We start from the raw sequence: 24,119 nt of genomic DNA, 5'->3' as shown, positions 1-24,119 counted from the left end.
CCTCCGTTCATCGAGTGGTGAGGGATCTAGTGAGCTGGGCTTGGTTGGTGTCGGTGGAAGCGTTGCGGTTGAGTACGCCCTGCACAGCGGCGGCGGCATGATCCATTCATACCGGTGTCGTCCGGTTGAGGGCTTCGATGAACTGTTCGGCTTCGGTTCTTTCGGTGCTGGTGGTCGTTGACCCGGGGATGGTGGTCATGTCGACGGTCACGCCGGCGCCGTAGTCGCTGATCAGCCATCCGTCGCTTCCGTCGGAGACGACGGTGTAGGACATGTTCCCGTAGGACATTTGTGGGAGGGGTAGGGCTGCACCGTCCAGGGTGACGTCGGCGGTGTAGGTCACGGCGACGACGAAGGTGAGGCTTTGTCCTGGTCCTGCCCAGATCTGCTGGGTCTTGATGTTGAGGTCGCGTACTCGTGGCTCGTTCTCCCCGTACAGGTACCGGTAATTGGGGGAGTCCTTCTGCCATGGCTCCATCTCGAGGACGGGGGACTCGCCGGAGAGGTTGAGCTTGATCGTGGACTGCTGATCGGGGGCGAAGAGGGCCGCGTGTTCTTCCCACCAGGCGTTGCGGAGGGCGGCGAGCTCCTGCGGCGGGAGTGCGGCGGAGTTGTTGAGGATGGAGTTCACGCCTTCGGAGGCGATGAAGTCACTGACGGTCCTCTGGGCGGAGCCGATCTCCTCAGCCGTGAAGACGTCGGTGGGGAAGATCCGGCCAAGGTCGGGCATCGAGACGAAGCTCGGTCCGGCAACGTCGTACGCCTTATCACCCTCGGGCAACGGGACCTGTAGGAACGGCCCGTACGGGTGATCGATGCGCACACCCTCCACCGATGGAGCCGGCGGCGCGGGTGGCGCGGGCTCGGCAGTAGGGGGCGGCGCGGGTGTGCTCGGCGGCGATGATGAGGGGGAAGGTGTCGCCGGCGGGCTGGGAGTCGAAGCCGCGGATGGGATGGCCGATCCCGTCGCTTCGGCGGGTGAGCTGCTGGTAGCGGCGGCTTCTGTTGTCGGTTCTGCACTGGTCGTGCAGGCCGTGGCCAAAACTCCTACAGCGAGTGCAAGCAGCCCAGCGGCCGCATAGTCCTTCGTCGTCGTCCGCATGCATGCTTTTCTACTGATGTATTCGGTGTTGCTCGAGCTGTCCGTCTGCACACTAGACCCGGTTCGGCCGGCCACGGTTGAACCCGATGCACGGCTGGCCTTCATCGCAGGAGCGTGCCCCCTCGACGAGGACGGGGTCACCGTCGGTCGGGGCGATCACGCGGCGCAGGCGGCCCGATGCATCGAGAACATGACGATTGCCCTGGCCGAGGCCGGCGCGACCGTGATGGAAGTCATCAGTACCTGCGTCCTGGTCGCCTCCACGGACCGAGCCGACCTTCTGGAATGTTGTCCGCGATGCGTTCGCCGGGCATGAGGCGCCGACCACTCTCCTGGGTGTGACCGTCCTCGGGTACGAGCATCAGCTCATCGAGATCCGCAGCATCTGTGGATCGCATCGGGATGCAGCGATGTCTTCGAGCTTTGCCCGAACGGGGGATGACGCCTTGCGAAGGATGGTCCAATCCGATGGGATGGCTCCACGATCGGGCTGGGTACGGTCCAGCCCGACATAGGCAAGCGAGCAAAGGGTGAATCATTGAAGCTTCTACTGACCTCTGGAGGAGTGACCAACACGTCCATGCGTAACGCTCTGATCGACGCGGTGGGCAAACCCATTGAGGAGTGTGACGCACTCATTATCCCGACCGCACAATGGGGTCATCCCCTGTGCTCGCCGCAGTCGGTGTGGCGGTCGACCTCCGGCAGGGGGTCCGACCAGCGCGGGTTGGGCGAGCTGGGCTGGAAGTCGATCGGAGTGCTCGAGTTGACGGCACTGCCGAGCATCGTCGAGCAACGCTGGGTGCGGTGGGTGAGAGACGCCGACGTGCTGCTGGTGGACGGGGGCGAGGCAATCTACCTTTGCCACTGGATGCAGCAATCCGGTCTGGCCGATCTGCTGCCGTCTCTGCCCGATACCGTCTAGGTCGGGGTGAGCGCCGGCAGTATGGTCATGACCCCGCGCATCGGCAAGCAGTTCGTCGATTGGAACCTGGCGGACACCGACGAAGGATTGGGCGTCGTCGGCTTCTCCATCTTCCCGCACCTGAACTATCCGGGCTGGTCCACGAACACCCTCGAGAGGGCGCGCGCGTGGGCGACGGACATCGCAGGGCCTGCTTACGCGATCGACGACCAGACGGCGATCTCCGTCATCGACGGAACCGTGAAGGTCATCTCCGAAGGGCATTGGCAACAACTGAATTCTTGAACTGGGGTGCGGCCGACATGACGATCGTCCTTTAGTGAACCTGCAAGCCAAGCTCCTCACCGCCCCCAATCATCCCGGCATTCTGTGTATTTCGAACGACCGTCCACGGAACACTTCCGGCTATGAGCGCCGACAACGGCGTGTCGTGTCCTATGGGTCGTGTCCGAGAGCTACGTACCGTGAGGCACATTGGTCGTACATTTTTGGCTGATCTCGGTTGTTGCTCACGTGTGGGTTTCGACGCGGGAGCACATTGTGTGTGGTCGATTGATGAGCAGGAGGCCGCGGGATGTAAGAAGGCCTTATTGGGTGGTGAGGACCGTTTTGAGCCAGCCCTCCTCGCGACGATCGAAGTTCAGGTAGGCATCGACGACGTCCTTGATCGGTTTGTGCTGCGTGATGAACGCGGTGGGGTCGAAGACACCCGATGCGACGAGGTCCAGAAGGGGAGGGGTGACGGATCGGTGGTCGCAGTTGCCCATGCGGATGGTGAGGTTCTTGTTCATGGCTTGCCCGATGGGGTAGGACATTGCCTGTGGGCTGTAGACGCCGATGATGCCGATCCGCCCATACTTGCAGACGGTCTCGATGCTCCAGCGGGAGACTTGCGAGGGCGCGTCGCCCCGACCTCGGGTGATCCGATGAGGCTCATGGCGATATCGAGGCGGCGGCGCATTCCGCCTGAGTAGGTGCTGGCCCGGCGTCCACCTGCGTCGTTCAGGGCAAAACGCTGGAGCAGGTCGTCCGCGATCGGTCCTGGATTGCCGAGGTGGCGTAGGTGTGCGATGAGCACGAGGTTCTCTCGTCCGCTGACTACTTCGTCGACGGCGGTGAACTGCCCGGTGAGGTTGATGAATTCCCGTACCTTGTTCGACGTCGAGGTCCACCCCACGCAGCACGTTCAGCTCCTTGTAGGATTTTGTGGGTCTCGCACCCGTATCGCGGTGGTCGTGCTCATGGCCGCTGCTCCGCCTCGGCCCGGTCGATGGCCCTGCCGAGGCGTTCCCGCTCCGACCGGATCCAGCTGCCACCTGCATGGTTCTGCATGAACTCCTCGGCGAAATCCGCCGGATCGGTCCCGACCACCTCGCGCAGTGGGGTTCCCGCGGCAGCACTCTGCTCGAGCAGGTCGGCGAGATCATTCAGCATGATGATGAGGTTCTTGCCGTTGCCCGTGGGGCCCAAATTCATCAGATAACGTTCGAGCGCCCGCGCGGTCTGCCGGTAGCCGTCCGGCAGTCGCCGGACACGCTGCTTGTACTCGCGATACTTTTTCTTGTCGCCTAAACCCCCGACCACCTTTTCGATCCACATGATCATCTGCCTCCATCGCGGAGCTGCTCGAGTCGTTCGGAGAGGAAGCTCCAGGTCCTCCAGAACTCGGTGAGATATTCCTGTCCCTGGGTGTTCAGCGAATACACCTTGCGTGGTGGACCCTTCTCAGACGGCACCTTCTCCACGTCCACGAGCCCGCGCTGCTCCACTCGGACAAGGAGTGCATAGACCGTGCCTTCTGCGATTTCCGAGAAACCCTGCTGCCGAAGCCACGCCGTGATCTCGTAGCCGTACGCCGATCGGCTCGCCAGGATGGCGAGGATGATGCCCTCGAGGGTGCCCTTGAGCATCTCGGTTGCCTGCTTACCCATGCCGCTCCTCGCTAGTCTGTATCACAAGGTACTGGTAGAAAGTAACACTAGGTAGTGGTGCGTAGCAAGAGGCAGAACTGAATGGATAAGAACTCGCTGGCGTCGCGAAATCTATCGTTCCTGCGAAAGATCCTTCGACTGGACCGTCGTAGGTGTCCAGTGGATGGCTGGTGAGCTCTTGCGGTGGGTCGCCGGAGTGAGTGGTGTCTTGTCACAGCGCGGCGTGCCTGCAGGAGCCCTCGCCGCGAGGTGGGATCTCTTGCAGTGATCGCCCTGTATACTAATAGTTAGCACACTAACAATCTTGGTGCGCGCCGCTCTACGAAGGAAGCCCCATGGCACAGAAGTCGTCGTTCGTGCACCGATTCATGAGTGCCACCAGCAAACTGCAGATGTTCTTCGGACCAGCAGCCCAGGGCACCACCGCAGGTTCGGTGGTGTATCGCAATGATGCGGCTCAGCAGGGGCGCCAGCATGAACTGGAGCAGTGGCAGGTCGTTCGCAATGCTGATGGTTCGACCTACCTGACCACCCGCACGCCCGAGTGATGAGTACGCCCACTCAGGCAGCTCGCGCTGAGGATCCTAGCCGTTTCGGCCCCAACGCGGACGACGACCTCCTGCTTGAACGCCAATTGTGCTTTGCGCTGTCAGTGGCCTCGCGCAGCGTGGTCAGTTCTTACCGTCCTGTGCTGCAGGAGCTCAATCTCACCCACCCGCAATACCTGGTAATGCTCGCTCTCTGGGAACGCCATCCACGGACTGTGAAATCGCTGAGCGATGATCTCCTCATTGAATCGGCGACCCTGTCCCCGATGCTCAAACGCCTCGAAGCGTTGGAGTACATCACGCGGCAACGAGTTGAAGGCAATGAACGTGCCCTAGCGGTAGACCTCACTACAGCTGGCACTGATCTTCGGGAGCGCGCACTCTCGGTACCCGGAATCATGATGAGACGCCTGAACCTGACCCGAGAAAACGTCGACGACCTGAATCGCGCCATGCGCGCCTTGATCGTCGCCACTACTGGCACCGAGGCACCTATTGAGGACCGCCACACCACACAGTAAGTTCCTCGCGCCGGATGCTTCGATCAGCTCCGGAAGGAACGCTGCGCCGGCCACAACGAACAGGGCTCAGTCCGCGGTCGTGTCGTCCATACCGGTCCCATGTCGGCTCGTGGGGGACCGGAGTCCCAAGCCAGTCTCTGGCCGGGTCATCAGTGGCTGGTGCGTCCCCGCGTCGAGGCCAGCGAAGGGGGCAGCATCCGGTCTGCCGCTATCCCCGTGACGACGGAATATAGTGCCTTATGGCCTATGTCGACGATCTTCTCCTCGGCAGGCCACGAGGCAGGCGGCGCTCCGACGCCGGTGGCGTTTTCAATGGTTTGATCAAAAGCCAAGCGCACCACAGTGTGCCAGAGATTGGCTTGGGCGCCGCGAATGCCGGTCACTGCCCAAACCCCGCGCAGCGCGCCGAGAGCACCGCCGGTGGCCCAGTGCATGATGTTGTTCCACCCGGGCGGGCTGGCCTCATCGCTGGGGTGTCGACCGATCAGGGTGAGCAGGGCACGGGCCGGCACGTAAGAGTTGGGCCGGTGGGTGATCGCTTGCTCAAGTCTTTCGCTCACCACCATCGCTCCCGCTCCCACAAGCCCGGCTGCGGCACCGGTTCCCGCGGCCCTGGCGATGCCGGCCAGTCGCGATGTTCCAGTCATGGCAAATCCTCCTGAAGGATCGAGAGGCGGTGCCCGCCTCACCGGGACCACTTCAACCTGTCACGATCAGCCTACTGCCGAACAAAGAAGTGAAGCCCGGCTCTTGCCCTGCCCCGCTCTCACCCGTGCCTCGCTGGACACTGAACAACGCGCGATGGATAGAGGCTGTCGGAAAAACGGTTCCCAGGTTCGCGGGGGTGTCGTAGGAGCAGGCCGCCCTGGGGTGTTGGAGCAGGTCGTCGATCATTTCGTTCAGGGCCATAGCGATGAGGTCTCGGTCCGCGGCTGCTAGCAGATACATGCCGTGCAGGTACGCGTCGAGTCCGAACTCGCCCGCGCTCCTGGGCGTTGTCGCTTAGGGAGCCCCCAGCGGGGACAGGCAAATCTTCAGGAGTCTGAGGTGAGCGCCTCGGTGATTGATGAGAGGTGCTGAGTCAGGCGGTCGACGTCCGTCGGTGGCATTGTTTCGGTGAGCGCGAGGACACGCTGGCCGGCAGGGCGGTAGTGCAGGCCCAAGACCTGCCACGTCTTCGGGGTCAGTGTCACCAGTTTCACCCGACGATCCACCGGAGACGACTCGCGGACAACCAGCCCTGCCGCGGCCAGACGATCCACGATCGTGGTCACCGCAGCGCGGGTGACGTGCAGGTGGTGCGCAAGGTCCACCTGCACGTCACCCGCCCTCCAACCGGTTGAGGAGCCGCAGCACGGTCCGCGACACCCCCAACTGCCGGGCCACGAGGGCGTCATGGGCGTCGAAGGCCGCCCCGCGCGCCCGACAGGCCAGAAGCAAAAGATGCTGCGTGTCAAAGTCCATTAGCTCGACAAAATTGCAGTCAACTAATTCGACTACAAGCTTTGGGAGGGTGTCATGGGGTGGACCGAGACCATCATCATCGAAGCCCCCGGGACGTCGTCCACCAGGTTGTTCGTAATCAGAACACCCTGATGCGATGGTCGGCGTGGCCCGAAGCCACCGGGTTCACCTGCCGGGTCGACGGGGACGGGACGAGCCCCGGTTCGCAGATCGTCTTCACCGATTCGAAGGGCGTCGAGCAGGGCCGCCAGACCCTGGTCTCGGCGAACCCCGGTGTCATTCGGAACGTGATGCGCAATCGGGGCCCCCGGGGTCGCTGGGTGTGCCCGCGCGTCGACTTCCACATCGATCCCGTGGCGCCGGCACGGACCCGGGTGTCCCTGGCCTTCGAGGTCGAACCTCCCGTGCCCCGCATCGTGAAGCCCTTGGCGAACCGGTGGCTACGCCGCACGATCCGCCCGCTGCATGTGAAGGACCTGCAGCAACTCAAGGACCTCGTCGAGGCCACGCATGTCCGCTGACCCGCACTCGGCGGCAGTCAGCCCGCGGGCGTGGGCCGAGGACGCACTCGCCCGGGAACGCGGGCGCGTGCAGATGTTCAACGCGACCCGGCCCGATGGCCTGGACGGCTGGGCCATCGCGCTCGAACAGTACGACCTGCTCGTCGACGTCATCCTGACCACGATCGACGCCTTCGCCGCCGACGACGGCACCGTGGCCCTGCAGGTCATCGTCAACGAAGCGCAAACCCGGCTCGGCTCCCACCCGGCCTTCCCCGCCGGGCGGCTCTCCAACTACGTCCGCTACACCAAAGTCGACCTCGAAGCCCGCGGACTCGTCGAACGCATCCCCAGGAGCTCACCCCAACGCGTCCGCAGAACACCCGCATAGCCCGGCAACGAGTAACGATCCTGAACCGGAGAAAGACGAAGCGCTCTACAAGCGGGTCCCGTTGCGGGTTTCGAAGGGAGTCGGCCGCTGTCCTGACGGAAGTAGGTCTTTACCAGCGTCCAGCTTCGAACTCGCCGATGACTGTCTGGCCGTCGGACTCGTAGATCGCGATCATTGCCGCTGTTCCTTCTCGCTCCTCTTGCCAGGCGAGGGCGGCGGCTGGGCTGGTGAAGTCTTTGGCTGCAGTCCGGCCGGATGCCTCGCTGAGTTGGTCGGCGTAGATGTAGCCGAGGCGCCCCTCGGTGGTCATGACCGAGATGAGGTCCGGCTCGCCGCGGGTGTTGGTGGCACCGTAGGTGTCGCTGTTCTCGTTCACCGCCCACTCCGTCGGGGTCATGCCCGTATAGATGATGTGTGCGTGAAAGCCGACAGTCGGATCGCTGGTCCTGACCTCGAGTGAATCCTGCTCCGCCGATAAGGTCAGGGGAGTCCGAGATGTCATGCCGGCCCCGAGGTCTGGGCAGATGGTGCCCGTTCCGTCAGGCAGGTAGACGATGCCGCCGCTGAGGCAGGTCAGTTCGACCATGATGGAGGTCGCGCTGTCGGGCGTGCCGCCCAGTTCGATGGTGTGGGAGCCGGTGTAGGTCCCGGTGACCGGGTTTCCGTAGCCGGTCACGATGTCCGCGCCCGGCTCGATGAGGGAACCTGCTGCGGTTGCTCCGACGCCCCCGATGAGTCCGACGCCGGCGAACACGCCGACCCCGATCCACCACCACCGCTGGCGCCTGCGGATCGGTGAGGTGACGGCGACGTGCTCGACCAGGGCGAGGCGCCCTTTCTCGCCGACGACGGGATCCATCGGGTCGATTGTCATGGCTGTCCTTCCTGGGACCGTGTGAGTGGTCGTGTCGGTGAAGGGTTCAGGAGCTGGGCGCGTAGTCGATGCCTGGCCCAGCGCACTCTGGTTTGCGCGGTCCCCTGGGCAGAACGCAGGATTTGCGCGGTAGCGGCACTGTCGTAGCCCTCCCGAACGAAAAGGGTGATGATTTGCAAGTTTCTGGTCTTCAATGCCCGGAGCGCGTGCGCAGGATGGGCATCGAGATCCGCGCGTGACCGACTGCTGCCATGACTCGAACTGTACCGGCGGCGAGTTGAACAGCACGTAGCTCCAGGACACGGTCCGGGGAACACCACATGTCATTCTCGGCACCCGCGCTCGAGATTGTTTCGCGGGCGGCCCAACCTTCAGCGCCCCCTCTGTCGGGTGCTGCTGATAACCGATGAGGGTGTCGATGGCGAGTAATGCGAGGAGGCTGAGGCCCAGCAGTGGTGTGAAGAGTCCGATGACGAAGGCTAGCGACAGTGCCAAGCGCGGTGTCCCAGAGGGGTACAGCCTCCAGGACGCCTCGGGCCGCTGGCCGACCGAGACGGAGTCGCTCGCCGTCGGTGCAGCGGGTGGGGCGGTGTTTGATCCGCATCAGGTACCCCCACACGATCATGGCCGTGAGTCCGATCGCGATCAGTGCCGGCACGAGCGGGCTCACCGAGCCGAAGAGCACTCGGATGTGCGCATCGATTCAGGGTGCGGGCGAGCCGGGTGTCTCGCGGTAGTCCTCGAGCGTCTCGGTGATGGCTTGTTCGATCGGGGTGGCGGCGATGCCGAGGTGATGGGCGATTGTGCTGCTGTCGACGATGAAGGGTTCCTCGAACTGGTACTGCATCTCGAGGAGTTCGCGCACGGTGGGGTTCACCAGGCCGAGGGCGCGGAGCAGCAGCGGTGGGACGGCACGGAGTCTGGAGTGGTCGTGGCCGGCCTGCCGGTAGATGATGTGGACGAGTTGGCGTGTGGTGCGGGTGTCGGGGTCGTTGGGCAGGTGCCAGATCCTCCCTGGGGCATCAGTGTGTTCCCCGAGCAGGGCGAGGCCCTCACCGATGTCGGGGAGGTAGGTGTAGGTGTGCGGCTGGTCGGGGTTACCGAGGACCGTCGCGGTTCTGCCGTTGAGTGCGGCGGGGAAGACGCGGTCGCCGAGGTTGGATTGGGCCCCGCCGCGGGGGCCGAAGTAGTCCGACGCCCGGCCGATGCTGATCTCGACGCGGCCGGCCCTGTGCGCTGCGAGTAGTTCCTCGGCCATACCCGCCCGGAGTCGCCCCTTGACGGTGTGGGCGTTGTTCTCGCGGTCCTCGGTGAGCGGGCGTCCTGCGGGACGCCCGTACATGTAGACGTTCTCCAGGCTCACCAGGCGTGCGCCGGCCTCTTCGGCAGCGGCGAGTACGCCGGCCTGCAGGGCTGGGAACTGCTGACTCCATTGGGAGTACGGCGGATTGAGGGTCTGGTAGACGACGGCGGCGCCACGGGCTGCGTCGATGGCGAACGAGGTGTCCCTGACGTCGCCGGCGAGGACCTCGACGTCGGCGCCGACAGGGGCGTGGCCGGAGCGGTTGATGAGTCGCACGGTGCGGCCGCGGCGACGGAGCGCGTCGAAGGTGGCGAGACCGGCCGCTCCGGTGCCGAAGATGACGTGCAGCCCGGCGCTCATGGCGTCGCCGCCGTCGTCGTCGGAAACTCTGCAGGCGTGTCGGCGTCGGTCCGGGCGGGGACGAGCCAGTACAGGGCGAGCCCGGAGAGCGCGGCGAAGACGAGGGCTCCGCTGGCGCCGAAGACGATGAACTGTTCGTCGACGCTGACCATCAGGAGGGTCGTAACAGTCCAACCCAGTGCCCACAGGATCGACGCGATCGGGGTCCAGACCCAGCGCCTGCGTCCCCCGGGTGGTAGGGCGGCCGCCTGGCAGGCGCCCACGACGAGGCCGTTGAGGGCACCCATCAGGGCGAGGTCGGCGAGGGAGGTGCGGTAATCCACGGCGGAGGTGCCGACGAGCAAGCCTGCGCTCAGGCCCACGGTGGTCGCGGGTATCCATCTGCTGGCCCGCAGGCGGTGGCTGCTGGTCAGGGTCTGGCCAGTGCCGAGGACGAGCCCGGTGATCGCGCCGCCGGTCAGCGCAGCGATCGGGTCGTCGACGCGGCCGATGACGAGGGTGCCGATGAGCCCGGCAAGGGGAAACGCAAGGAAGCCGGCGACCCAGATGAGCCAGGTGCGCAGGAAAGGGGCGCGGGAGGTGGGGGTGTATGTCATGAGGATCAGTTCCTACGGCCGGTGTGAGCCGGCCCGCCGGTGGTGGGGGTCCGGGGGATTGACGCGGGGGCCGGTTCGTCGGCGGTGTCGGAGTGCCCGGGGGCGGTCCGGGTGAGCAGGGTGACGCCGAGCGCGGCGATCCAGAGGCCCCAGGCGGTGCTGCCGATCAGCCCCGCCAGGTCCCAGACGGGGAATCCGGGCACCGCGGTGGAGAGGATGTCGCCCTGGTTGAGCAGATAGATGGCGCTGGCGGCGATGCCTGCGGCGCCGAGCCAGCGGGGGAGGGCCCCGCTGCGCAGGATGATGACGCTGAGCGTGACCGACCAGCCGATGACGAGCAGTTGGCCCAGGTGTTCTCCCAGCAGTGCTCCTCCGAACTGGTGCTGGGCGGTCCAGGCTGCCTCCACCGCCGCCTGGGTCTGGGCATCGCCGGTCGCGTGGGAGTCGGCGAGGGGTGGGACGACGAACACCCAGCGGAGGAATCCGATGAGGGAGACGAGCACCGAGACCGCGCCCACCGAGGTTGCTACCTGCAGCGCGGGGCTGGATCGGAGGCCCAGGGCGGCGGGGAGGAGGAGGACGGGAACGGCGAGGAGGCCGTAGGCCCAGGCCGTCGCGAACCAGAGCCAGACCAGACCGGGTCCGCCGGCGGCGAAGGCCTGCAGGACGACCTCTGCCGGTTCCCGGAGGATGTCCGGCCAGTCGAAGGCGATGGTCAGCAGTGTTGCCGCCGCCGCGAAGGCGAGGGCGCTGATCACGAAGAGGAGGCCCGTGAGCCGGCCCAGGCGCCCGGTAGTACTGGTAGTTCTCATGGTGAAAGCTGCTTCCCGAGACCAAATTTGTACGGTGTACAAATCGTGTACCCTGTACAGAACAGTGTCAAGGGTAAGGAGCCCCGGACGTGGCAGAGCAGTTCAAGGGTTTCCGTCGCGGCCCACGACGGGTCTCGACCGAGCAGGACATCGTGGAGGCCGCCCTCAGTCTGTTGGACGAAGGCGGCGTCACTGCTGCGTCCATCCGGGGTATCGCGGCACGGATCGGGGTAGCCCCGAACGCGGTCTACACGTACTTCCCGGACAAGGCCGCCGTCGTCAAGGCGACCGTCGAGCATCTGTTCGGGCAGGTCGATCACGCGGCGTTCGCGGACCCGGAGATTCCCTGGCGTCGGCGGATCGAACTCATCGCCATCGAACTGCGGGAGCGCCTCAAGGCCCATCCGGGCGCAGTCGGTTTGATGATCGGCGGCCCCATGGACGGTCCTCGCGCCCTCGCCCTGAACGAGCGGCTGATGGAAGTCCTCGCCAGTGCAGGGCTCTCACCCACGGACGCGGCGAAAGCCGCCTACCTGCTGGTCGTCTACGTCTTCGGGTCGATCGCCCTGGACGTGGCGGATCTCGGCGACATCCGCCAGGCACCTCCCGAAGCCGAACGCATCAAGGCAAGGCAGGCAGGCTTCTCCTCGATAACGGCCGAGACTTACCCGCTCTCCGCGTCGACCGCCGAGGTCATGGCCCGCTACGTGTCCACCGAACAGTATCTTTGGGGACTGCACCGGGTCCTCGACGGGCTCACCCACCCCCTGCCCCAAAAACCAGACTCCGCGACGGCTGCCGCCGCCACATGACAAGGCGCGCCATCATCATGTGTGATTCCTCGGACATGGTGGGGGCAGAAGTGTGCGGCTTCTCGGCGTACGCTGAGGCTCCCGTCCGATACGAGCAGGGAGGCCCGAGGTGGTCGCAGGTACGAAAGATGATCCATGGCGGCTCGTGACGGCTCCGTGGTCATCCGCCTACACGATGTATCGGGATCCTGAGACTGACCCGCCGGCCCTGGTGTGCCAAGTGGGGTCGACCACCCTGAAATACCGGATGAGCGCTGTGGAGGACCTTCACGCGTGGTTGCTGTAGCAGGGCGGCTGGGTGCCGCTGGGCGCGTCGGACGAGACCAGGCCGGCAGCGGAGGGCAGCGTGGAGTCCTGGGGTAGGGATCCCTCGAACCCGGTCGGTGGCTGGTACGGGCTCAGGCCCGGTTACCGGGGACGCTTCGGGATGTACCTGCCGCCCCTGCTGGAAGCGATGGGGATGGTGGAACTCACCCATGACAGGCGCAACAATAAGGTCCGCGCCATAGCGCCGCCTGGATGACGTCCCGCTTATGTCGCTTCCGTTGAGTCGTAGCGCATGAACCCGATCAGTACATTCACCGGCTGGGTCTAGGCGATTGCGTGCCGGGGGAGATCAACCGAGTGAGGATGAATGTCGGGCGAGCGTCTTACCGGTATCCCGGATTGGCCTCGAGGCCGAACCTGTTGCCGTCGCTCCACGCGCCGGGAAGGTTACCCTAGGCGGGGATGCCTCCGGCTGATTCAGCAGTCGTGCCATGTGGAGCAGGTTCCAGGTCGTGAAGGTGGTGTTCCGGTTCGTGAAGTCGTTGTCCGGGCCGCCGGAGCTTTCGTCCAGGTAGCTCGGGCCGGGTCCGGCTTCCCCGATCCAGCCCAGGAGCAGCATCCCGTGCGTGTGTCCTCATTTGCGCCAGCCTGGCCTCCGTCACCGCCGGTACGGAGATCGTAGACGCGTACGCGACCGATCTCAGGATCCATTGCGCGAGTGCCACCATGAGGCCCTGCAGATCATCGTCAAGGAAGCGCAGACCAGGCCCGGGTCCCACCCGGCCCCCCTAACCGGACGGCTCTCCAACTACGTCCGTTACACCAAGGTCGACCTCGAAGCCCGAAGGGCCGTCGAACGTGTCACCAGGAGTTCACCCAACGCGTCCGCCGAACCACTCGTGGATGAGGAGAAGCGGCATCTATCAGCTCGGAGTGGTGGACAGTTGCGCGGCGCCGAAGGACACCCCAAACTGCACGCACCAGAGGTCGACGGTTGGGAACCGGTCCAGGTCCATGTCGTCAGGGATGGGGTACACCTGATTGCCTTGGTTGCCCTTGATCGGGCCGAGGTCCACGCGCTCCGCTGATCCGGCGGTGTACCAGCCGTCGACGCCCTCGACGACGTCCGCGGCGCTGAGCCAGACATGGACGTCAGGTCCGTTCGTGGTCTGAAGCCCTTCGATAGCCAGTAGCCGTGAGCCGTCGGATTGGAGGATGATGCTGGCGGTCCCCGACGTCGGATGCTCGTGGTCGATGAAGGTGCCTTGGCTCAGTAGGGCTGGGCCGGCAGCGCTCTGGGTGGGCAGGGGTGTCGACGGGCTGGTCGTGGTGGCTGGTCCGCTGTCGCCTCCGGAGCCCGCCGGGTCCGGGGCGGTGGTGTCCGTTCCGGTCGTCGGTGCTGCTGCGACAACGGGGATGTCATCGTCCACCCTGACGTCGATGAACAGCAGCCAGGGCTTGAACAGGACTGCAGCACCGATAAGCAGGAGTAAGGCCAGCGCCGACCCTCCGATGAGGAGGACGCCGCCGATGATGAGGCAGTCCACCGGTCCGTCGACTGGCAGGGTTTCCGGATCCTCGAGGAACTCGCCACCCGGGCACGCTGACACGACCGCTCATCGCGGGCCGCGACCCGGGAGGGCGGGATGGCAGCCGCGTCTCGGCCTCCTGTCGTGCATCCCACGGTTGTACGACATTGAGCGCGTTCCAGTTCATGCTGCACCGGGCAGGATGACGCCGGGGTATCACTCAGCCGCTGGGGTGATGTCCTTGAAGTAGCGAGCGACAGGCCACCGCTCGAAACCGGCTCCCTCGTACACACGGCGTGCAGGCGCGTGGCCGGGGTCATCGCCTGTCTCGACCATCATCATGCGCATGCCGTTTGATCTTGCTCGTTCGAGGGAATGCTGCATGAGCGCGGCGCCCACCCCTTTTCCTTGGTGCGGTGGGTCGACGGCGAGGACGTACACCTCACCCATGGTGTCCTCGGGGTGAAGGCGGGTGCAGACCCAGCCGACAGGTAGGCCGTCGATCAGCGCGACGTCCACGTTCTGCGGCTCGGTGTCGAGGGTGGCGCTCAAGTCGTCGAATTGCCGCTTGCGCCACCCCTCGGGGTAGAAGGTCTCGTAGACGAATGCCGGCACAGCCGGTTCGAGTAGCGGGAAGACGGGTTCCCACGCACGCAGTGAGAGAGCGAGGAGCGGTTCGCGATGTTCTTCGGTGAAGGGAACAATCTGCACGCAGCAAGACTATCCACCGCACACGCAGGGTGAGCGGATGGATGCAGGCACCTGGCCGTGGCGCAGGTGCGCGGGGATTGTCAGGCGCCGGGAGGTGGGTACCGAATCTGCTCGGCGCTGCGCAAGGCTTCCATCGTCTCGTCGACGCTCAGGAGCGCTGTCGTTTCGAAGGAGCTCAGGGCGCCGCCTCCGCTGATTGCCAGTGCGACCGCGGCCATGGACACGTTGTCGGGAGCCTCCCATAGGTTATAGCCGTCATGGGCCCCGAAGGCGTACCAGAATCCGTGGAGCTTCCCTCCAACCGACTCGATATAAGCCTGGGCGGCCTTTCCGCGGTCTTCGGGGTTGCTGATCAGTCTCGCCCAGGTCTCCGGTGTGTAGCTGAACTTCGACAAATAGAGCGGCATCGTTTCTTCCTCTCGTTCACCGTCGGAAGTGCGGATCCGGCAAGAATGACAGCCCGCTGTCGGGTCAGCAATGAGTCACCGAGAAACTCCTGCCGCCCGCATGCGGCCGTGCTTCGAGCAGAGGATCCCCTGATGGATCAGCGGCAAGGCCCCCTGATCGGTCGGTAAGTCCAGGATCGGGGGAGCGGGCGGCCCGCCATCGCCACCCCTCCATTCGGCAGAGGGAAGTGTTGATGTCTTGATTGAAGGCTGAGAACTCTCGGCCTAGCAGACAAACGCAGCGCGGTTACCGTGTCGTTCCGTGCCTTCTCACCACATGCGGACTGGGCAGTTCGGTCACCGGTGCGTGGGTGGGCGATGACGCCTTGGCCTGACGTTCTGGGGTGAAGTCTTGGTCAGCGCTCCCGCCGCTATGGTCAGGCGCAGGTACACGGTGATGAGGTCCGCTTCGTCACGCCTGGTCCCCTCCCGCCGCGCGGCGATGTGGGCTCGTCCGCCAACGGCAAGATTCGCTCCGGTGATGTGCCTTCACCTCTACAGCTTCTCCACGACCCAAAGAATTACGGAGTCGTCTCGGGGGTGCGAGGCAATCCATTGTCGAGCGCGGGGGTCGCGATTGCGCCACGGTACAGGGTGGCCCGCAACCTGCCTAAGTCGTGAGTGCTGCCCTGGGCCGTCGGGTCGGATCAGTCGTTGCCCGTGCTCATGGACACGGGGGTGTATCTGGGCTCAGGTGTGTGGTGAAGAACCGGATGATCCGCCCGCGGGCATCCGCGGTGGCGGCTTCGTCGTACCTGGTGCCGGAGATGCGGGCGAGGAAGCGCAGGAACAGCGTCTGATCCTCGGGTGCGTGGTCATTCATGAATCCGTGGCCCACCCCCGGGTAGATCTTGATGTCGTGGGGCACCTCGAACTCGGTGAGCAGCTCGTCCAGCTGCTCACCGGCGCGGGCGCCCAGTGGGGACCTGTCAGCACCTCCGAAGCTACCCACGACCGGGCACGCCTGCGTCAACCAGGTCCTGGCATCCGAGGGGCAGCCGCCGTAGTTGACGGCCGAAGCACTGAAATCGTGGCCCTCGGCCAAGGCGATGGCGTACCCGCCGCCCATGCAGAACCCGACCACGCCGACGACATCTGTGCACCCGTCGTGATTCCGGAGCCATTGCCGTGCTGCCTCGATGTCGTCGAAGGACCGACCCCGGCGCGGGCCAAGGTCTCTCATGATCGTGCGCAGGCAGCGCAGTCTGCTGCCCCAGTAGTAGAGGTCAGGTGCGATCGTCAGGAAACCTTCCCCGGCGAGCCAGCGGGCGTGGCCCTGAAGGTCCTGGCTCATCCCCGTGAAGTCGTGAATCACGACGACGCCTGGCCACGGTGGTTCGGTCGTCGGCACCGCCGCATAGGCGCTCATCGACCCACGACCGGTATCGATCTCGAGAAGTGATGTCGTGTCCATAGCTCAGTGTGAAAGACACCGCGGTTCTTGGCCAGAGAAGGACCAGATCCGGTGCAGCTCTGCCACCGAACAAGCATCACAGCTCGCGGCCCGGTCATCCCGCCGACCCGCCGACGCGCACGTCATGTCGCTCCGGGAGCCGAACCATCGAACGGGAGGGCGTTGCACCGGACACGGGATCGGGAGCCGGCGCGGTCGAGTCCACGAGTACCAATCCGGCGACCTCGTCGGGGCAGCGGGCCGCGAAGGTGAGGACGTGAGCCCGCCGAAGGAGTGTCCGGCCAGCACATAGGGGCCGGGCTCGTTCCCGCGCTGCAGCAGCGTGCGCAGGTCGGCGGCGATCGGGGCGCTGTCCTGCATCGTCCGCGCACTCCGGCTGTGAAGTTGCCGCCGCATCATGACGCCCATTCAAATCACCAGCACCAGCAAGGTCGGGTGCCAGACCCAGGCAAGCGCCTCCTGCATCGGGGCGCCAAACACCACCAGGAGCAGCCCGCTCACACCCAGGAACACGGCGGGAGCCACAGCCCATTGCTGCGACTGGTCGCTGAACCTCGCTGAGAACACCGCCACGAGCGCCCAACCGAGCGCGGAGCCCAACACGATGGCGCCGGTCACGCCGCTCTCCGTCGCCGGGATGAAGGGAGCCGCCGCCAGCAGGACTGCGGCGATAAAGGGCACCCCCAGCGCGCCGGCGACCAGCAGGCCAAGGCGGCCCGCTTTCCGGGAGGGCTCCCGGATCGTGGCGGCTTCGTTCATCGCCCGAGTTTATGTACGGTGGTCTGCTGCAGCTCTCTGGAGGGCCAATAGTGCTGGGTTTTGGTGGCTCTGGCTCGGCTGGTTTCGGAGGGATTGACCGGGGCGATGAGTCTGTGGTGCGTGTGGCGTCTACTTTGTACGTATAGGTCAACTGGATGAGGCAATGGAGGTATCGGATGGCACGGGAATTGGTGTGGACGGGGTTCATGTCGCTGGATGGTGTGGTGGACTCGCCGGGCGGCGTTGAAGAGGGGCACCCTGGCGGCGGATGGGTGTTGAGCACCGAGTTCCTGCCGGAGGCTTTCGCGTTGAAGGGCGAGGAGCTGGAGGAGACGACAGCGCTGATGTTCGGGCGGCGGAGCTATGAGGCGTTCGCTCCGGTGTGGGCCGGATCCGAGGATCACGCGGCGTACAAGGACCTTCCCAAGTACGTCGTGTCGTCGAGTCTTGACGAGGACGCTCTCATCGATGGGTGGGGTCCCCTGCAGATCCTGCGATCCGTCGAGGACGTCGCGGCGCTCAAGCAGGGCGACGGGGGTGCGATCTTCATTCATGGCAGTGCCGAGCTCGCGCGGACCCTCGCCGACGCGGCTTTGATCGACCGGTACAACCTTCTGGTGTTTCCGGTCCTGCTCGGAGCGGGCAAGAGGTTGTTCAGCGCGGAGGATCGGCAGCGGCAGCAGTTGCACCTGCGCGAGTCGGAGGCCTACGCGAACGGCGTGATGAAGTCCATCTACGACGTCATTCGCTGAGGGCGGTGAGGGGCTGCACGGCACCACTCGAGGCGCCGGGTACCTTACTCAATGGTGCGTCCCTTCGCGGGGCATCGACGGCGGCGCGTTCGCCCATCGTCAGCACCACCGCCATCACCGTCCACGCCTCGACCCAACCGCACGATGAGGATCTTCCGGCGGGCGGGTGAGTGGCGGGGCAGGGGTCAGGATCGCAGGATCTTCTCGATGGTCTTGCCTCGGGCCAGTTCATCGACCAGCTTGTCGAGATAGCGGACTTTCTGCATCACGGGGTCGTCGATGTCTTCGACCCGCACTCCGCACACGACGCCGGTGATCAGTGGGGCGTTGGAGTTCAGGTGTGCGTCGGCGAAGAACGCCTCGAACGAGGTCTCCCGCGCTAGATGACGTTCGAGGTCGGCGTCAGTGAAGCCGGTCAGCCACGTGATGACCTGGTGCAGCTCGGCTTTCGTGCGGCCCTTCCTTTCCACTTTCGTGACGTAGTGGGGATACACCGCGGAGAACGGCATGCGGTAGACCCGGGTCAGGGTCTTCTCGTCCGTCTTCATGCCGGAATCTTACCGTCGGATGGTGAATCCGGTTCGGCATCTTCGCTTAGTGCGGCCTTCAGGACGCGGATCGTGTTCGCGATCCCGCCGTCGTACGAGCATCTGACTCACCTGCCATTCCTTCGCGTCCTGCCGGCATGACAGACGCAACGAACCGGTCGCCCAGCGTCTTGAAAGGAGCGGGGATCTATTTCTCTCCGCTCTTGCTCGAGGGCGGCTCGCAGGAGGCCAATGGCCTTCGGTCCAACTCCGTCTCGTTGCCTAAGAGGCCCATGTCCTACGAGTCCCGGTCCGTGTAGATCGCAAGTAGGAAAAATCCTTCTGGCACTCGGGACAGCACCTGCGCTTCAGCGTCCTCGTACGCCGCGCCCTCGGCGTTCACCTGGTCCAGCTCAGCGCCTCGAATGACTCCCGTAACCACCATCAGAGCAGCTTATCGGCGGCATCGTCCTGGTTTCCTCGGCGCCGACGGTACCGGATGATCACCGGCGTCACCAAGCCTGCCGGGGGCCCAGTAGCAGCCGGAGATCGCCGCCGTAATGACGATTCTCACTGCGGGAGCACCCCGCTTAACTGTCACCGGCGACGAATAGCCTATGGACAGACTCAACACCAGCAAGAGAAGCCAGCCATGATCACCCACCCCGGCGAGTACCACGACGCAGACTCGAAGACACCCGTCCCGCAGTCCCGGCGGACCCTCGAGCTCATCGAGCGGGGTCGGTTGATGCCGCCGCTGCCGATCCAGATAGCCCTGCGTGAGCGTCGTCCCGCCCCGGTCCTGACGCTGCCCTCACCGCTGCTGGTCATCGACGTAGAGGCGGCCTAAGAAGGCAGGATCCTCGGCCCGGCGCGTACCCCTGCTGGTACGACAGTCGCTCTCACCACGAGGAACGCCCATCCACCCCTGGAAGCTTCACCTTTTCGCAGGAAACTGACATCCGTACTGCAGCACGGGTTCCAGCCTGAGGATCCTTTGATTGGACTGGTGGCAGGAGCTATCAGCGGGCCGGTGGATGCTGTCCCGGGACGAGAGATAACCCCCAGTACCCGGCCTGTTCCTCCGGGCCGCGTCCGGTCCGGGCCACCCAGCACCCATAAATAGGGATGAAGATGGCCAGTCCGCGACTCCGTGGGGAAGTGAAACGGCGCGGGGGAGCGGCCATGGGCGATCTCTTGTGTCCAGCCGTCAGCACGTCACCGCATGTTTATGATCCTTGACACTGCATGTCAATGATCCTTAACATCAAGCCATGGTTCCCGGGGACACTGACAGGGCAAGCCCGGTGCGGGAGCGCCGGAAAGAGCATCGCCTCACTCAGGCCGAGCTTGCCGATCTGGTGGGCGTCAGCAGGCAGACGATCATCGCCGTCGAGCAGGGCGACTACGCCCCCTCGGTGTATCTCGCCCTACGGATCGCCAAGGCTTTGGACAGGACTGTCGAGGAACTCTTCACCAATGAGACGGGAGACAGCAGATGACTCACAGGCCCAACAAGCTGGATCGGGTCGCCGAACGAATCATGGACCTCGACAGCCCCGCTTACGGGGATGAGCGTGAACGGGCGGTGTTCATGGAGGCCAGCACCTTCGGTCTGACGACCGCACTGTACGCAGGTCTGGTGAGCGCCTTCCTTGCGTCCGTCTTCGGGTTCCTGCTGCTGCCGGTAGTCCTGCTGGTGGTGACACTCCTGCCATCGGGTGCCGCCGTCTGGTACGCCAGGCGGCGGAACGTGAACGTGCAGATGCTCGCCGAGACCGCGGGCGCCCGGTCCACGATGGTCAGCACCGTTGTCTTCGGAGCCATGATGACCCTGACCTTTGCGGCCATGGCGTACACCATCTTCGCCGGCCAACCGCTGCTGACCATTTCTCGCATCGAGGTGACCCCCGGCGAGGGATTCTTCGGCGGCATGGCACAGGGTGCCGTCGTCGGCGGCATGATCGGCGGTCTCGCCGCGATCATCGGAAGTCTGCTCAGCTTCCGACGCGCGAACCGCCTCCGAGAGGCGCGTGACCGCTGAGAAGCAAGCTGACCACGGTCGTACCCGGAGGACTTCCGACAGGTCCCGACGAGGGAGTCCTAGCCGGTGGTTTGCGGGGTTTCTGAGGAATGAGGAAATCAGCCTTCGATGAGTGTATGAGGAGTCGAGTTGGCCGCATTTCCCACGTTGTTGTAAGCGACCTGGGTGTGTCAGGTGCCGGGTGATGGCTGCGGCGATGCGCAGGATCAGGGGAGCAGCCCGGCGTTGAGCTCGGCTTCTGCCTGGTAGGCCAGTGCGTGGAGCTTCTGTCGATCATGACGAGAGAAGTCCCGAGCGGTCTGGTCCATGATGCAGAAGCTGCCGACGAACGATCCGCCCGGGCCGCGTAAGGGGACGCCGGCGTAGAACCGGATGAACGGTGCGGCCAGCACCAACGGGTTGGTCGAGAAGCGAGGGTCGGCCCGTGTATCGGTGATGATCAGCGGTTCATCCTGCTGAATTGTCACATTGCACAAAGCAGTACTCCGCTCCAGGTAGCGGCGGAGCGGGCCGACGAAGGATTTAAGGTACTGCTAGGAACGACGCACGGCAAAGGTCACTGGCCGTCGCGCGCCGCCGCCGTGTCCATGACTGCCGCACACAGCCCGACACGCAGACAGCGTCTCTACGCTTCGTACCAGTTCGAAGCGGTCCACGCAGTCCGGGGACCAAGCGCACCTGTATGCCTTTTCGGAAGAGCGATGTCATGGTCGCAGCATTCGCAGTTGGGACGGACCTCCAGCATGGGGCAGCCCTAAGCCAGGGTTGCCGCTGCCGCCAAGTGAGCTCCTCCTCGTTCACAAGCGGATCCCGCAGCGGGCATCACGCCGCTTGGCGCAGACGTCTCACCCGGGGCGGGTGATACTGGCGGCCCCCGGGCGTCGCTACGCTCTGAGGCGCAAGCACACACCACTCACATCATGGAGGAATTGTGGCTTCTCCCACGGACGCCCCGCGTCCCGCTGTCACCGCCTCGCCGACGTCGACCGAGGCCGTGCCCGGTAAGACGCTCGGCATCGTCGCACTCGTCCTAGCGATCTTCTTCAACGTCATCGGCCTCATCCTCGGCATCGTCGCGCTCATGCAGAGCCGCAAAGCAGGCTACAAGAACGGGCCGGCCGTCGCGGCGATCATCATCGGCGCGATCCTCACCGTCGTCGCGGTCGTCGCGATCATCACGTTCGCGTCCGCCGCCGCGTTCGCAGCCCAAGCCCTGGAAGCCTGTCAGGCCGTCGATTTCACCGGCACCGTAACCGTCGACGGCAGGGAAGTCGCCTGCAGCACCATCGACCGGTAGCACCCCGCGCACAGATTCCTCCTCACCGTCCGCTGACCCGGCGGACCCTCCCCGAAGGTATCGGCTCATGTCTGACGTGAACACTTCTTCCTCCGTCCGCATGCGCACTCCCCGGATACGGCCCTCGACCGGGCCCGCTCTGCTGGTCGTCATCCTCTACGCGGCCGTCTTCACCGCCACTGCCACCAGCTCCGGGATCCCCTACACCGACTGGTTCGCCTCCGGTGCGAACGTGTGGCGCTGCGCCGTCCTGCCCCTCGTGCTCGGCGCGATCGTGCTCGTCGGCTTTCTTTGGTGGTCCCGCTGGGACCACGTCTTCCACGACAAGGAACGCCTCCCCGTCCCGATCATCCTGAGGATCGCCGCGATCGCGTTCATCGTCGGGATCATCGTGCACCTGGTCTTCGTCGGCTGGTCCGGACTCCGCGTGGACCTGCTGATCCCGATCCTCGTCACGGGAATCCTCGTCGGGTTCTGCGAGGAAACCCTGTTCCGCGGCATCCTCCTGCGCGGCCTGCGAGCCGACGGCCGGACCGAGGCGACCGTCGCGATCGGCACATCGGTGATCTTCGGGCTCTTCCACCTGACCAACCTCATCACCGGATCCCCGGCACCGGCCGTCCTGAACCAGGTACTCCTGGCCACCACGACCGGGGCGATCCTGTACTCCTTCCGCAGGATGCGGGGACTCCTCCTGCCGGCGATGATCGCCCACGGCCTGTGGGACATCTCCCTCTTCCTGCCACCCGCAGAACCCACCACGACATCATCGCTGATCTCCTTCGCCATGCTCGTCATCGTTCCCGTCCTCGGCCTGATCGCCCTGGTCACCATCGCCATCAAAGACCGCCACGCACCCTCACCCGCCTGAAACCCTCCACCACTGCCCCCACACCGTTTATCGGACAGCCCCCGACGAAATGCTCGGGCGCGGACTGTCCGATAAACGGTGTGTAGGGTTCAGCGGCGGTGCTTTCGACGGCGAGGGTACGGGGCGTCCTCGCCGACGTCACCGCTTCCGTCCATGACGACTCGCGTGAGGCCACGAATATCGCCGTCGCCCAGAACAGGGAGGTCCAGCTACTGACCAACGACGAGCACCCGCGCTCATGCTCGTTCTCGTTTTCGGTCTCGTTCTCGGTCTCGTGTAAAGCGCAAGGCGATGGGCTGCCTGGTCCCTGCCCTTGTGATGTCAGGGTGGGCCGTGAAGGGTGAAACGAAGGGCGGTCTTTCGTCCGTCCTTCTACTAGGAGGCCCTATGTTCTTCCACGTTCAGCAGCTCATCAACGAGATCATCCCCGATGAGCCGGACCCGGCTGCGGCGAATGCCCTGCAAGAAGGACTCGGCGGGCAGTTCGGCGAGATGCGCACCATGATGCAGTACCTGTTCCAGAGCATGAACTTCCGCGGTCCTGCGGCCAAACCGTACCGTGACCTGATCCAGGGCATCGGCACCGAGGAGATCAGCCATGTGGAGCTGATCGGCACCACCATCTCCCGGCTCCTCGACGGCTCACCCCGCTACCAGGGAAAACTCGACGACCCCCTGGACACCCCCGGCGCCGGCGGCTCGATCCCCCTGAATCTCGCCCTGTCCGAGGGCAACATCCACCACTACCTTGTGGGAGCACAGGGCGCCATGCCGGTGGACTCGGCCGGCAACCCGTGGAGCGGCAGCTATGTCTACAACTCCGGCAACCTGCCACTGGACCTGCTGTACAACCTGATGCTCGAGGCCACCGGTCGTCTGCAGAAGTGCCGCATGTACGAGATGACGGACAACAAGACGGCGCGCTCCACCATCTCCTACCTGATCGTCCGCGATCAGGCCCACGAGAACGGGTACGCCAGGGCCCTGGAAACCCTCGGGGTGAACTGGAAGTCGCTCCTTCCCATCCCGAAGACCAATGCCGAGCAATTCCCCGAGGTCAAGAAGCTCCTGGACCTCGGCCTGCAGAGCAAGCAGTACACCTTCGACCTCAAGGGCCAGTCGGAGGCCGGGAAGATCTACCAGGGGCTGTCGCCGTCAAAGGACGGCACCACCCTCGATGCCAGTGAGCAGGCCCCCGAGGGCGTGCCATCCCAGATCGCCCCCGAGCGACTGGAAGAATTTGCGCCCGGACTCGACCCCGAGTTGCTCGAGCTGATTCAGGCCACCGCGGACATGGAGATGGCGGACATCGACGCCACCTTCGGGCCGATGGGCAAGTAGCACCCCCACCCGGAACATACGG

General features: G+C 64.9%; 30 protein-coding genes and 5 pseudogenes. 15 read left to right on the top strand and 20 right to left on the bottom strand.

Translation table 11 applies throughout. The annotated features are described in order from the left end of the window. Positions 1–106: 106 nt before the first annotated feature. Positions 107–730, bottom strand: coding sequence for a hypothetical protein (locus C4K88_RS00245; protein ID WP_146065568.1), 624 nt, complete (start codon positions 728–730; stop codon positions 107–109). Positions 731–1,127: 397 nt separating this feature from the next. Between C4K88_RS00245 and C4K88_RS00240 the strand changes: the two genes are divergently transcribed. Further along, positions 1,128–1,418 (top strand): Rid family hydrolase, encoded by a 291-nt coding sequence (locus C4K88_RS00240; protein WP_306418587.1) that lies wholly within the window; start codon positions 1,128–1,130, stop codon positions 1,416–1,418. 222 nt (positions 1,419–1,640) lie between these two features. Beyond that, positions 1,641–2,312, top strand: a pseudogene (locus tag C4K88_RS00235) (Type 1 glutamine amidotransferase-like domain-containing protein). Between the two features lie 302 nt (positions 2,313–2,614). Here C4K88_RS00235 and C4K88_RS00230 read toward each other — a convergent pair. The 4 genes and pseudogenes from C4K88_RS00230 to C4K88_RS00215 form a co-directional block, all read right to left on the bottom strand. Then, positions 2,615–2,842 carry a hypothetical protein gene (locus C4K88_RS00230; RefSeq protein WP_167398935.1) on the bottom strand — a complete coding sequence of 76 codons (228 nt, stop codon included), beginning with the start codon at positions 2,840–2,842 and terminating at the stop codon, positions 2,615–2,617. Positions 2,843–2,937: 95 nt separating this feature from the next. After that, positions 2,938–3,180: pseudogene (locus C4K88_RS17665) on the bottom strand (P-loop NTPase family protein); the annotation flags it as partial. 86 nt (positions 3,181–3,266) lie between these two features. Continuing rightward, positions 3,267–3,632 carry a DUF1048 domain-containing protein gene (locus tag C4K88_RS00220; protein ID WP_104119658.1) on the bottom strand — a complete coding sequence of 122 codons (366 nt, stop codon included), beginning with the start codon at positions 3,630–3,632 and terminating at the stop codon, positions 3,267–3,269. After that, on the bottom strand, positions 3,629–3,958 hold the full coding sequence (locus tag C4K88_RS00215) for a PadR family transcriptional regulator (RefSeq protein ID WP_104119657.1): 330 nt from the start codon (positions 3,956–3,958) through the stop codon (positions 3,629–3,631). Before C4K88_RS00215 ends, C4K88_RS00220 begins: the two co-directional genes overlap by 4 nt. A 335-nt stretch (positions 3,959–4,293) precedes the next feature. On the opposite strand from C4K88_RS00215, the gene C4K88_RS00210 reads away from it, so the two are divergent. Together C4K88_RS00210 and C4K88_RS00205 are read left to right on the top strand one after the other, a co-directional pair. Next, complete coding sequence (locus C4K88_RS00210; protein ID WP_104119656.1) at positions 4,294–4,506, top strand: hypothetical protein; 213 nt, start codon at positions 4,294–4,296, stop codon at positions 4,504–4,506. After that, entirely contained in the window at positions 4,506–5,027 is a 522-nt protein-coding gene (locus C4K88_RS00205; protein WP_104119655.1) for a MarR family winged helix-turn-helix transcriptional regulator, read from the top strand. The genes C4K88_RS00210 and C4K88_RS00205 overlap by 1 nt, the downstream gene beginning before the upstream one ends. A gap of 149 nt (positions 5,028–5,176) precedes the next feature. On the opposite strand, the gene C4K88_RS00200 is transcribed toward C4K88_RS00205, so the two are convergent. From C4K88_RS00200 to C4K88_RS17575, 3 genes are all read right to left on the bottom strand, one after another. Further along, positions 5,177–5,674, bottom strand: coding sequence for a hypothetical protein (locus C4K88_RS00200; RefSeq protein ID WP_104119654.1), 498 nt, complete (start codon positions 5,672–5,674; stop codon positions 5,177–5,179). A 387-nt stretch (positions 5,675–6,061) separates the two neighbouring features. Then, positions 6,062–6,346, bottom strand: a complete 285-nt coding sequence (locus C4K88_RS00190) for a MarR family winged helix-turn-helix transcriptional regulator (RefSeq protein WP_206604323.1) — start codon at positions 6,344–6,346, stop codon at positions 6,062–6,064. Position 6,347: 1 nt separating this feature from the next. Then, positions 6,348–6,491, bottom strand: a complete 144-nt coding sequence (locus tag C4K88_RS17575; RefSeq protein ID WP_206604322.1) for a hypothetical protein — start codon at positions 6,489–6,491, stop codon at positions 6,348–6,350. 131 nt (positions 6,492–6,622) lie between these two features. Here C4K88_RS17575 and C4K88_RS00185 point away from each other — a divergent pair, with 131 nt between their 5' ends. Further along, entirely contained in the window at positions 6,623–7,012 is a 390-nt protein-coding gene (locus C4K88_RS00185) for an SRPBCC family protein (protein WP_104119651.1), read from the top strand. Continuing rightward, positions 7,002–7,382, top strand: coding sequence for a DUF6958 family protein (locus C4K88_RS00180; RefSeq protein ID WP_104119650.1), 381 nt, complete (start codon positions 7,002–7,004; stop codon positions 7,380–7,382). Before C4K88_RS00185 ends, C4K88_RS00180 begins: the two co-directional genes overlap by 11 nt. Before the next feature lie 109 nt (positions 7,383–7,491). Here the strand turns inward: C4K88_RS00180 and C4K88_RS00175 are convergent, their stop codons facing one another. The 4 genes from C4K88_RS00175 to C4K88_RS00160 form a co-directional block, all read right to left on the bottom strand. After that, positions 7,492–8,256: a hypothetical protein gene (locus tag C4K88_RS00175; protein ID WP_104119649.1), complete on the bottom strand. Its 765-nt coding sequence runs from the start codon at positions 8,254–8,256 to the stop codon at positions 7,492–7,494. A 703-nt stretch (positions 8,257–8,959) separates the two neighbouring features. Beyond that, a complete protein-coding gene (locus C4K88_RS00170) occupies positions 8,960–9,919 on the bottom strand; it encodes an NAD-dependent epimerase/dehydratase family protein (protein WP_104119648.1) in 960 nt (319 codons plus the stop codon). Beyond that, on the bottom strand, positions 9,916–10,515 hold the full coding sequence (locus C4K88_RS00165) for a hypothetical protein (protein WP_104119647.1): 600 nt from the start codon (positions 10,513–10,515) through the stop codon (positions 9,916–9,918). Before C4K88_RS00165 ends, C4K88_RS00170 begins: the two co-directional genes overlap by 4 nt. Positions 10,516–10,520: 5 nt before the next feature. After that, entirely contained in the window at positions 10,521–11,327 is an 807-nt protein-coding gene (locus tag C4K88_RS00160; RefSeq protein ID WP_104119646.1) for a DUF4386 domain-containing protein, read from the bottom strand. 89 nt (positions 11,328–11,416) lie between these two features. Here C4K88_RS00160 and C4K88_RS00155 point away from each other — a divergent pair, with 89 nt between their 5' ends. Together C4K88_RS00155 and C4K88_RS17885 are read left to right on the top strand one after the other, a co-directional pair. Beyond that, positions 11,417–12,139 carry a TetR/AcrR family transcriptional regulator gene (locus tag C4K88_RS00155; RefSeq protein WP_104119645.1) on the top strand — a complete coding sequence of 241 codons (723 nt, stop codon included), beginning with the start codon at positions 11,417–11,419 and terminating at the stop codon, positions 12,137–12,139. A 109-nt stretch (positions 12,140–12,248) separates the two neighbouring features. Then, positions 12,249–12,662 (top strand): annotated as a pseudogene (locus tag C4K88_RS17885) (DUF6855 family protein). A gap of 127 nt (positions 12,663–12,789) precedes the next feature. Here the strand turns inward: C4K88_RS17885 and C4K88_RS17655 are convergent. The 6 genes and pseudogenes from C4K88_RS17655 to C4K88_RS00115 form a co-directional block, all read right to left on the bottom strand. Then, positions 12,790–13,013, bottom strand: a pseudogene (locus C4K88_RS17655) (flavodoxin family protein); the annotation flags it as partial. Between the two features lie 316 nt (positions 13,014–13,329). Continuing rightward, positions 13,330–14,016: a DM13 domain-containing protein gene (locus tag C4K88_RS00140; RefSeq protein WP_241521631.1), complete on the bottom strand. Its 687-nt coding sequence runs from the start codon at positions 14,014–14,016 to the stop codon at positions 13,330–13,332. A 135-nt stretch (positions 14,017–14,151) separates the two neighbouring features. Next, on the bottom strand, positions 14,152–14,646 hold the full coding sequence (locus C4K88_RS00135; RefSeq protein ID WP_104119644.1) for a GNAT family N-acetyltransferase: 495 nt from the start codon (positions 14,644–14,646) through the stop codon (positions 14,152–14,154). 80 nt (positions 14,647–14,726) lie between these two features. After that, on the bottom strand, positions 14,727–15,053 hold the full coding sequence (locus C4K88_RS00130) for a GYD domain-containing protein (RefSeq protein ID WP_104119643.1): 327 nt from the start codon (positions 15,051–15,053) through the stop codon (positions 14,727–14,729). 703 nt (positions 15,054–15,756) lie between these two features. Continuing rightward, entirely contained in the window at positions 15,757–16,506 is a 750-nt protein-coding gene (locus tag C4K88_RS00125; protein WP_241521630.1) for a dienelactone hydrolase family protein, read from the bottom strand. A 408-nt stretch (positions 16,507–16,914) separates the two neighbouring features. Next, positions 16,915–17,265, bottom strand: coding sequence for a hypothetical protein (locus C4K88_RS00115; protein ID WP_104119642.1), 351 nt, complete (start codon positions 17,263–17,265; stop codon positions 16,915–16,917). Between the two features lie 176 nt (positions 17,266–17,441). Between C4K88_RS00115 and C4K88_RS00110 the strand changes: the two genes are divergently transcribed. Next, entirely contained in the window at positions 17,442–18,017 is a 576-nt protein-coding gene (locus C4K88_RS00110; protein WP_104119641.1) for a dihydrofolate reductase family protein, read from the top strand. Between the two features lie 185 nt (positions 18,018–18,202). Here C4K88_RS00110 and C4K88_RS00105 read toward each other — a convergent pair whose 3' ends face one another. Beyond that, positions 18,203–18,565: a DUF2200 domain-containing protein gene (locus tag C4K88_RS00105; protein ID WP_104119640.1), complete on the bottom strand. Its 363-nt coding sequence runs from the start codon at positions 18,563–18,565 to the stop codon at positions 18,203–18,205. A 631-nt stretch (positions 18,566–19,196) separates the two neighbouring features. Between C4K88_RS00105 and C4K88_RS00100 the strand changes: the two genes are divergently transcribed. From C4K88_RS00100 to C4K88_RS00090, 3 genes are all read left to right on the top strand, one after another. After that, positions 19,197–19,394 (top strand): hypothetical protein, encoded by a 198-nt coding sequence (locus C4K88_RS00100; protein ID WP_104119639.1) that lies wholly within the window; start codon positions 19,197–19,199, stop codon positions 19,392–19,394. A 424-nt stretch (positions 19,395–19,818) separates the two neighbouring features. Further along, on the top strand, positions 19,819–20,046 hold the full coding sequence (locus C4K88_RS00095; RefSeq protein ID WP_104119638.1) for a helix-turn-helix transcriptional regulator: 228 nt from the start codon (positions 19,819–19,821) through the stop codon (positions 20,044–20,046). Beyond that, positions 20,043–20,588, top strand: a complete 546-nt coding sequence (locus C4K88_RS00090; protein WP_104119637.1) for a hypothetical protein — start codon at positions 20,043–20,045, stop codon at positions 20,586–20,588. The genes C4K88_RS00095 and C4K88_RS00090 overlap by 4 nt, the downstream gene beginning before the upstream one ends. Before the next feature lie 206 nt (positions 20,589–20,794). On the opposite strand, the pseudogene C4K88_RS00085 reads toward C4K88_RS00090, so the two are convergent. Further along, a pseudogene (locus C4K88_RS00085) lies at positions 20,795–21,094 on the bottom strand (GAF domain-containing protein); the annotation flags it as partial. A 425-nt stretch (positions 21,095–21,519) separates the two neighbouring features. On the opposite strand from C4K88_RS00085, the gene C4K88_RS00080 reads away from it, so the two are divergent. From C4K88_RS00080 to C4K88_RS00070, 3 genes are all read left to right on the top strand, one after another. Beyond that, positions 21,520–21,885, top strand: a complete 366-nt coding sequence (locus tag C4K88_RS00080) for a DUF4190 domain-containing protein (protein ID WP_104119635.1) — start codon at positions 21,520–21,522, stop codon at positions 21,883–21,885. Positions 21,886–21,952: 67 nt separating this feature from the next. Beyond that, positions 21,953–22,756, top strand: coding sequence for a type II CAAX endopeptidase family protein (locus tag C4K88_RS00075; protein ID WP_104119634.1), 804 nt, complete (start codon positions 21,953–21,955; stop codon positions 22,754–22,756). A 387-nt stretch (positions 22,757–23,143) separates the two neighbouring features. Beyond that, positions 23,144–24,097, top strand: a complete 954-nt coding sequence (locus C4K88_RS00070; protein ID WP_104119633.1) for a manganese catalase family protein — start codon at positions 23,144–23,146, stop codon at positions 24,095–24,097. Positions 24,098–24,119: the final 22 nt, after the last annotated feature.

The organism is Arthrobacter pityocampae (assembly GCF_002927275.1).
Lineage (GTDB): Bacteria > Actinomycetota > Actinomycetes > Actinomycetales > Micrococcaceae > Arthrobacter_D > Arthrobacter_D pityocampae.
The sequence above is the reverse complement of the archived record's forward strand: the minus strand, read 5'-3'. Positions and strand labels throughout refer to the sequence as shown.

Excerpts from the sequence above, each read along its gene's own strand:
- C4K88_RS00170 (WP_104119648.1), bottom strand. The coding sequence starts at position 9,919 with ATGAGCGCCGGGCTGCACGTCATCTTCGGCACCGGAGCGGCCGGTCTC.
- C4K88_RS00075 (WP_104119634.1), top strand. The coding sequence starts at position 21,953 with ATGTCTGACGTGAACACTTCTTCCTCCGTCCGCATGCGCACTCCCCGG.
- C4K88_RS00180 (WP_104119650.1), top strand. The coding sequence starts at position 7,002 with ATGTCCGCTGACCCGCACTCGGCGGCAGTCAGCCCGCGGGCGTGGGCC.
- C4K88_RS00130 (WP_104119643.1), bottom strand. The coding sequence starts at position 15,053 with ATGCCGCTCTATTTGTCGAAGTTCAGCTACACACCGGAGACCTGGGCG.
- C4K88_RS00220 (WP_104119658.1), bottom strand. The coding sequence starts at position 3,632 with ATGATCATGTGGATCGAAAAGGTGGTCGGGGGTTTAGGCGACAAGAAA.
- C4K88_RS00070 (WP_104119633.1), top strand. The coding sequence starts at position 23,144 with ATGTTCTTCCACGTTCAGCAGCTCATCAACGAGATCATCCCCGATGAG.
- C4K88_RS00200 (WP_104119654.1), bottom strand. The coding sequence starts at position 5,674 with ATGACTGGAACATCGCGACTGGCCGGCATCGCCAGGGCCGCGGGAACC.
- C4K88_RS00215 (WP_104119657.1), bottom strand. The coding sequence starts at position 3,958 with ATGGGTAAGCAGGCAACCGAGATGCTCAAGGGCACCCTCGAGGGCATC.
- C4K88_RS00095 (WP_104119638.1), top strand. The coding sequence starts at position 19,819 with ATGGTTCCCGGGGACACTGACAGGGCAAGCCCGGTGCGGGAGCGCCGG.
- C4K88_RS00165 (WP_104119647.1), bottom strand. The coding sequence starts at position 10,515 with ATGACATACACCCCCACCTCCCGCGCCCCTTTCCTGCGCACCTGGCTC.
- C4K88_RS00230 (WP_167398935.1), bottom strand. The coding sequence starts at position 2,842 with ATGTCCTACCCCATCGGGCAAGCCATGAACAAGAACCTCACCATCCGC.
- C4K88_RS00100 (WP_104119639.1), top strand. The coding sequence starts at position 19,197 with ATGATCACCCACCCCGGCGAGTACCACGACGCAGACTCGAAGACACCC.
- C4K88_RS00125 (WP_241521630.1), bottom strand. The coding sequence starts at position 16,506 with ATGGACACGACATCACTTCTCGAGATCGATACCGGTCGTGGGTCGATG.
- C4K88_RS00245 (WP_146065568.1), bottom strand. The coding sequence starts at position 730 with ATGCCCGACCTTGGCCGGATCTTCCCCACCGACGTCTTCACGGCTGAG.
- C4K88_RS00205 (WP_104119655.1), top strand. The coding sequence starts at position 4,506 with ATGAGTACGCCCACTCAGGCAGCTCGCGCTGAGGATCCTAGCCGTTTC.
- C4K88_RS00105 (WP_104119640.1), bottom strand. The coding sequence starts at position 18,565 with ATGAAGACGGACGAGAAGACCCTGACCCGGGTCTACCGCATGCCGTTC.
- C4K88_RS00185 (WP_104119651.1), top strand. The coding sequence starts at position 6,623 with ATGCGATGGTCGGCGTGGCCCGAAGCCACCGGGTTCACCTGCCGGGTC.
- C4K88_RS00160 (WP_104119646.1), bottom strand. The coding sequence starts at position 11,327 with ATGAGAACTACCAGTACTACCGGGCGCCTGGGCCGGCTCACGGGCCTC.
- C4K88_RS00175 (WP_104119649.1), bottom strand. The coding sequence starts at position 8,256 with ATGACAATCGACCCGATGGATCCCGTCGTCGGCGAGAAAGGGCGCCTC.
- C4K88_RS00110 (WP_104119641.1), top strand. The coding sequence starts at position 17,442 with ATGGCACGGGAATTGGTGTGGACGGGGTTCATGTCGCTGGATGGTGTG.
- C4K88_RS00115 (WP_104119642.1), bottom strand. The coding sequence starts at position 17,265 with ATGAACGAAGCCGCCACGATCCGGGAGCCCTCCCGGAAAGCGGGCCGC.
- C4K88_RS17575 (WP_206604322.1), bottom strand. The coding sequence starts at position 6,491 with ATGGACTTTGACACGCAGCATCTTTTGCTTCTGGCCTGTCGGGCGCGC.
- C4K88_RS00090 (WP_104119637.1), top strand. The coding sequence starts at position 20,043 with ATGACTCACAGGCCCAACAAGCTGGATCGGGTCGCCGAACGAATCATG.
- C4K88_RS00210 (WP_104119656.1), top strand. The coding sequence starts at position 4,294 with ATGGCACAGAAGTCGTCGTTCGTGCACCGATTCATGAGTGCCACCAGC.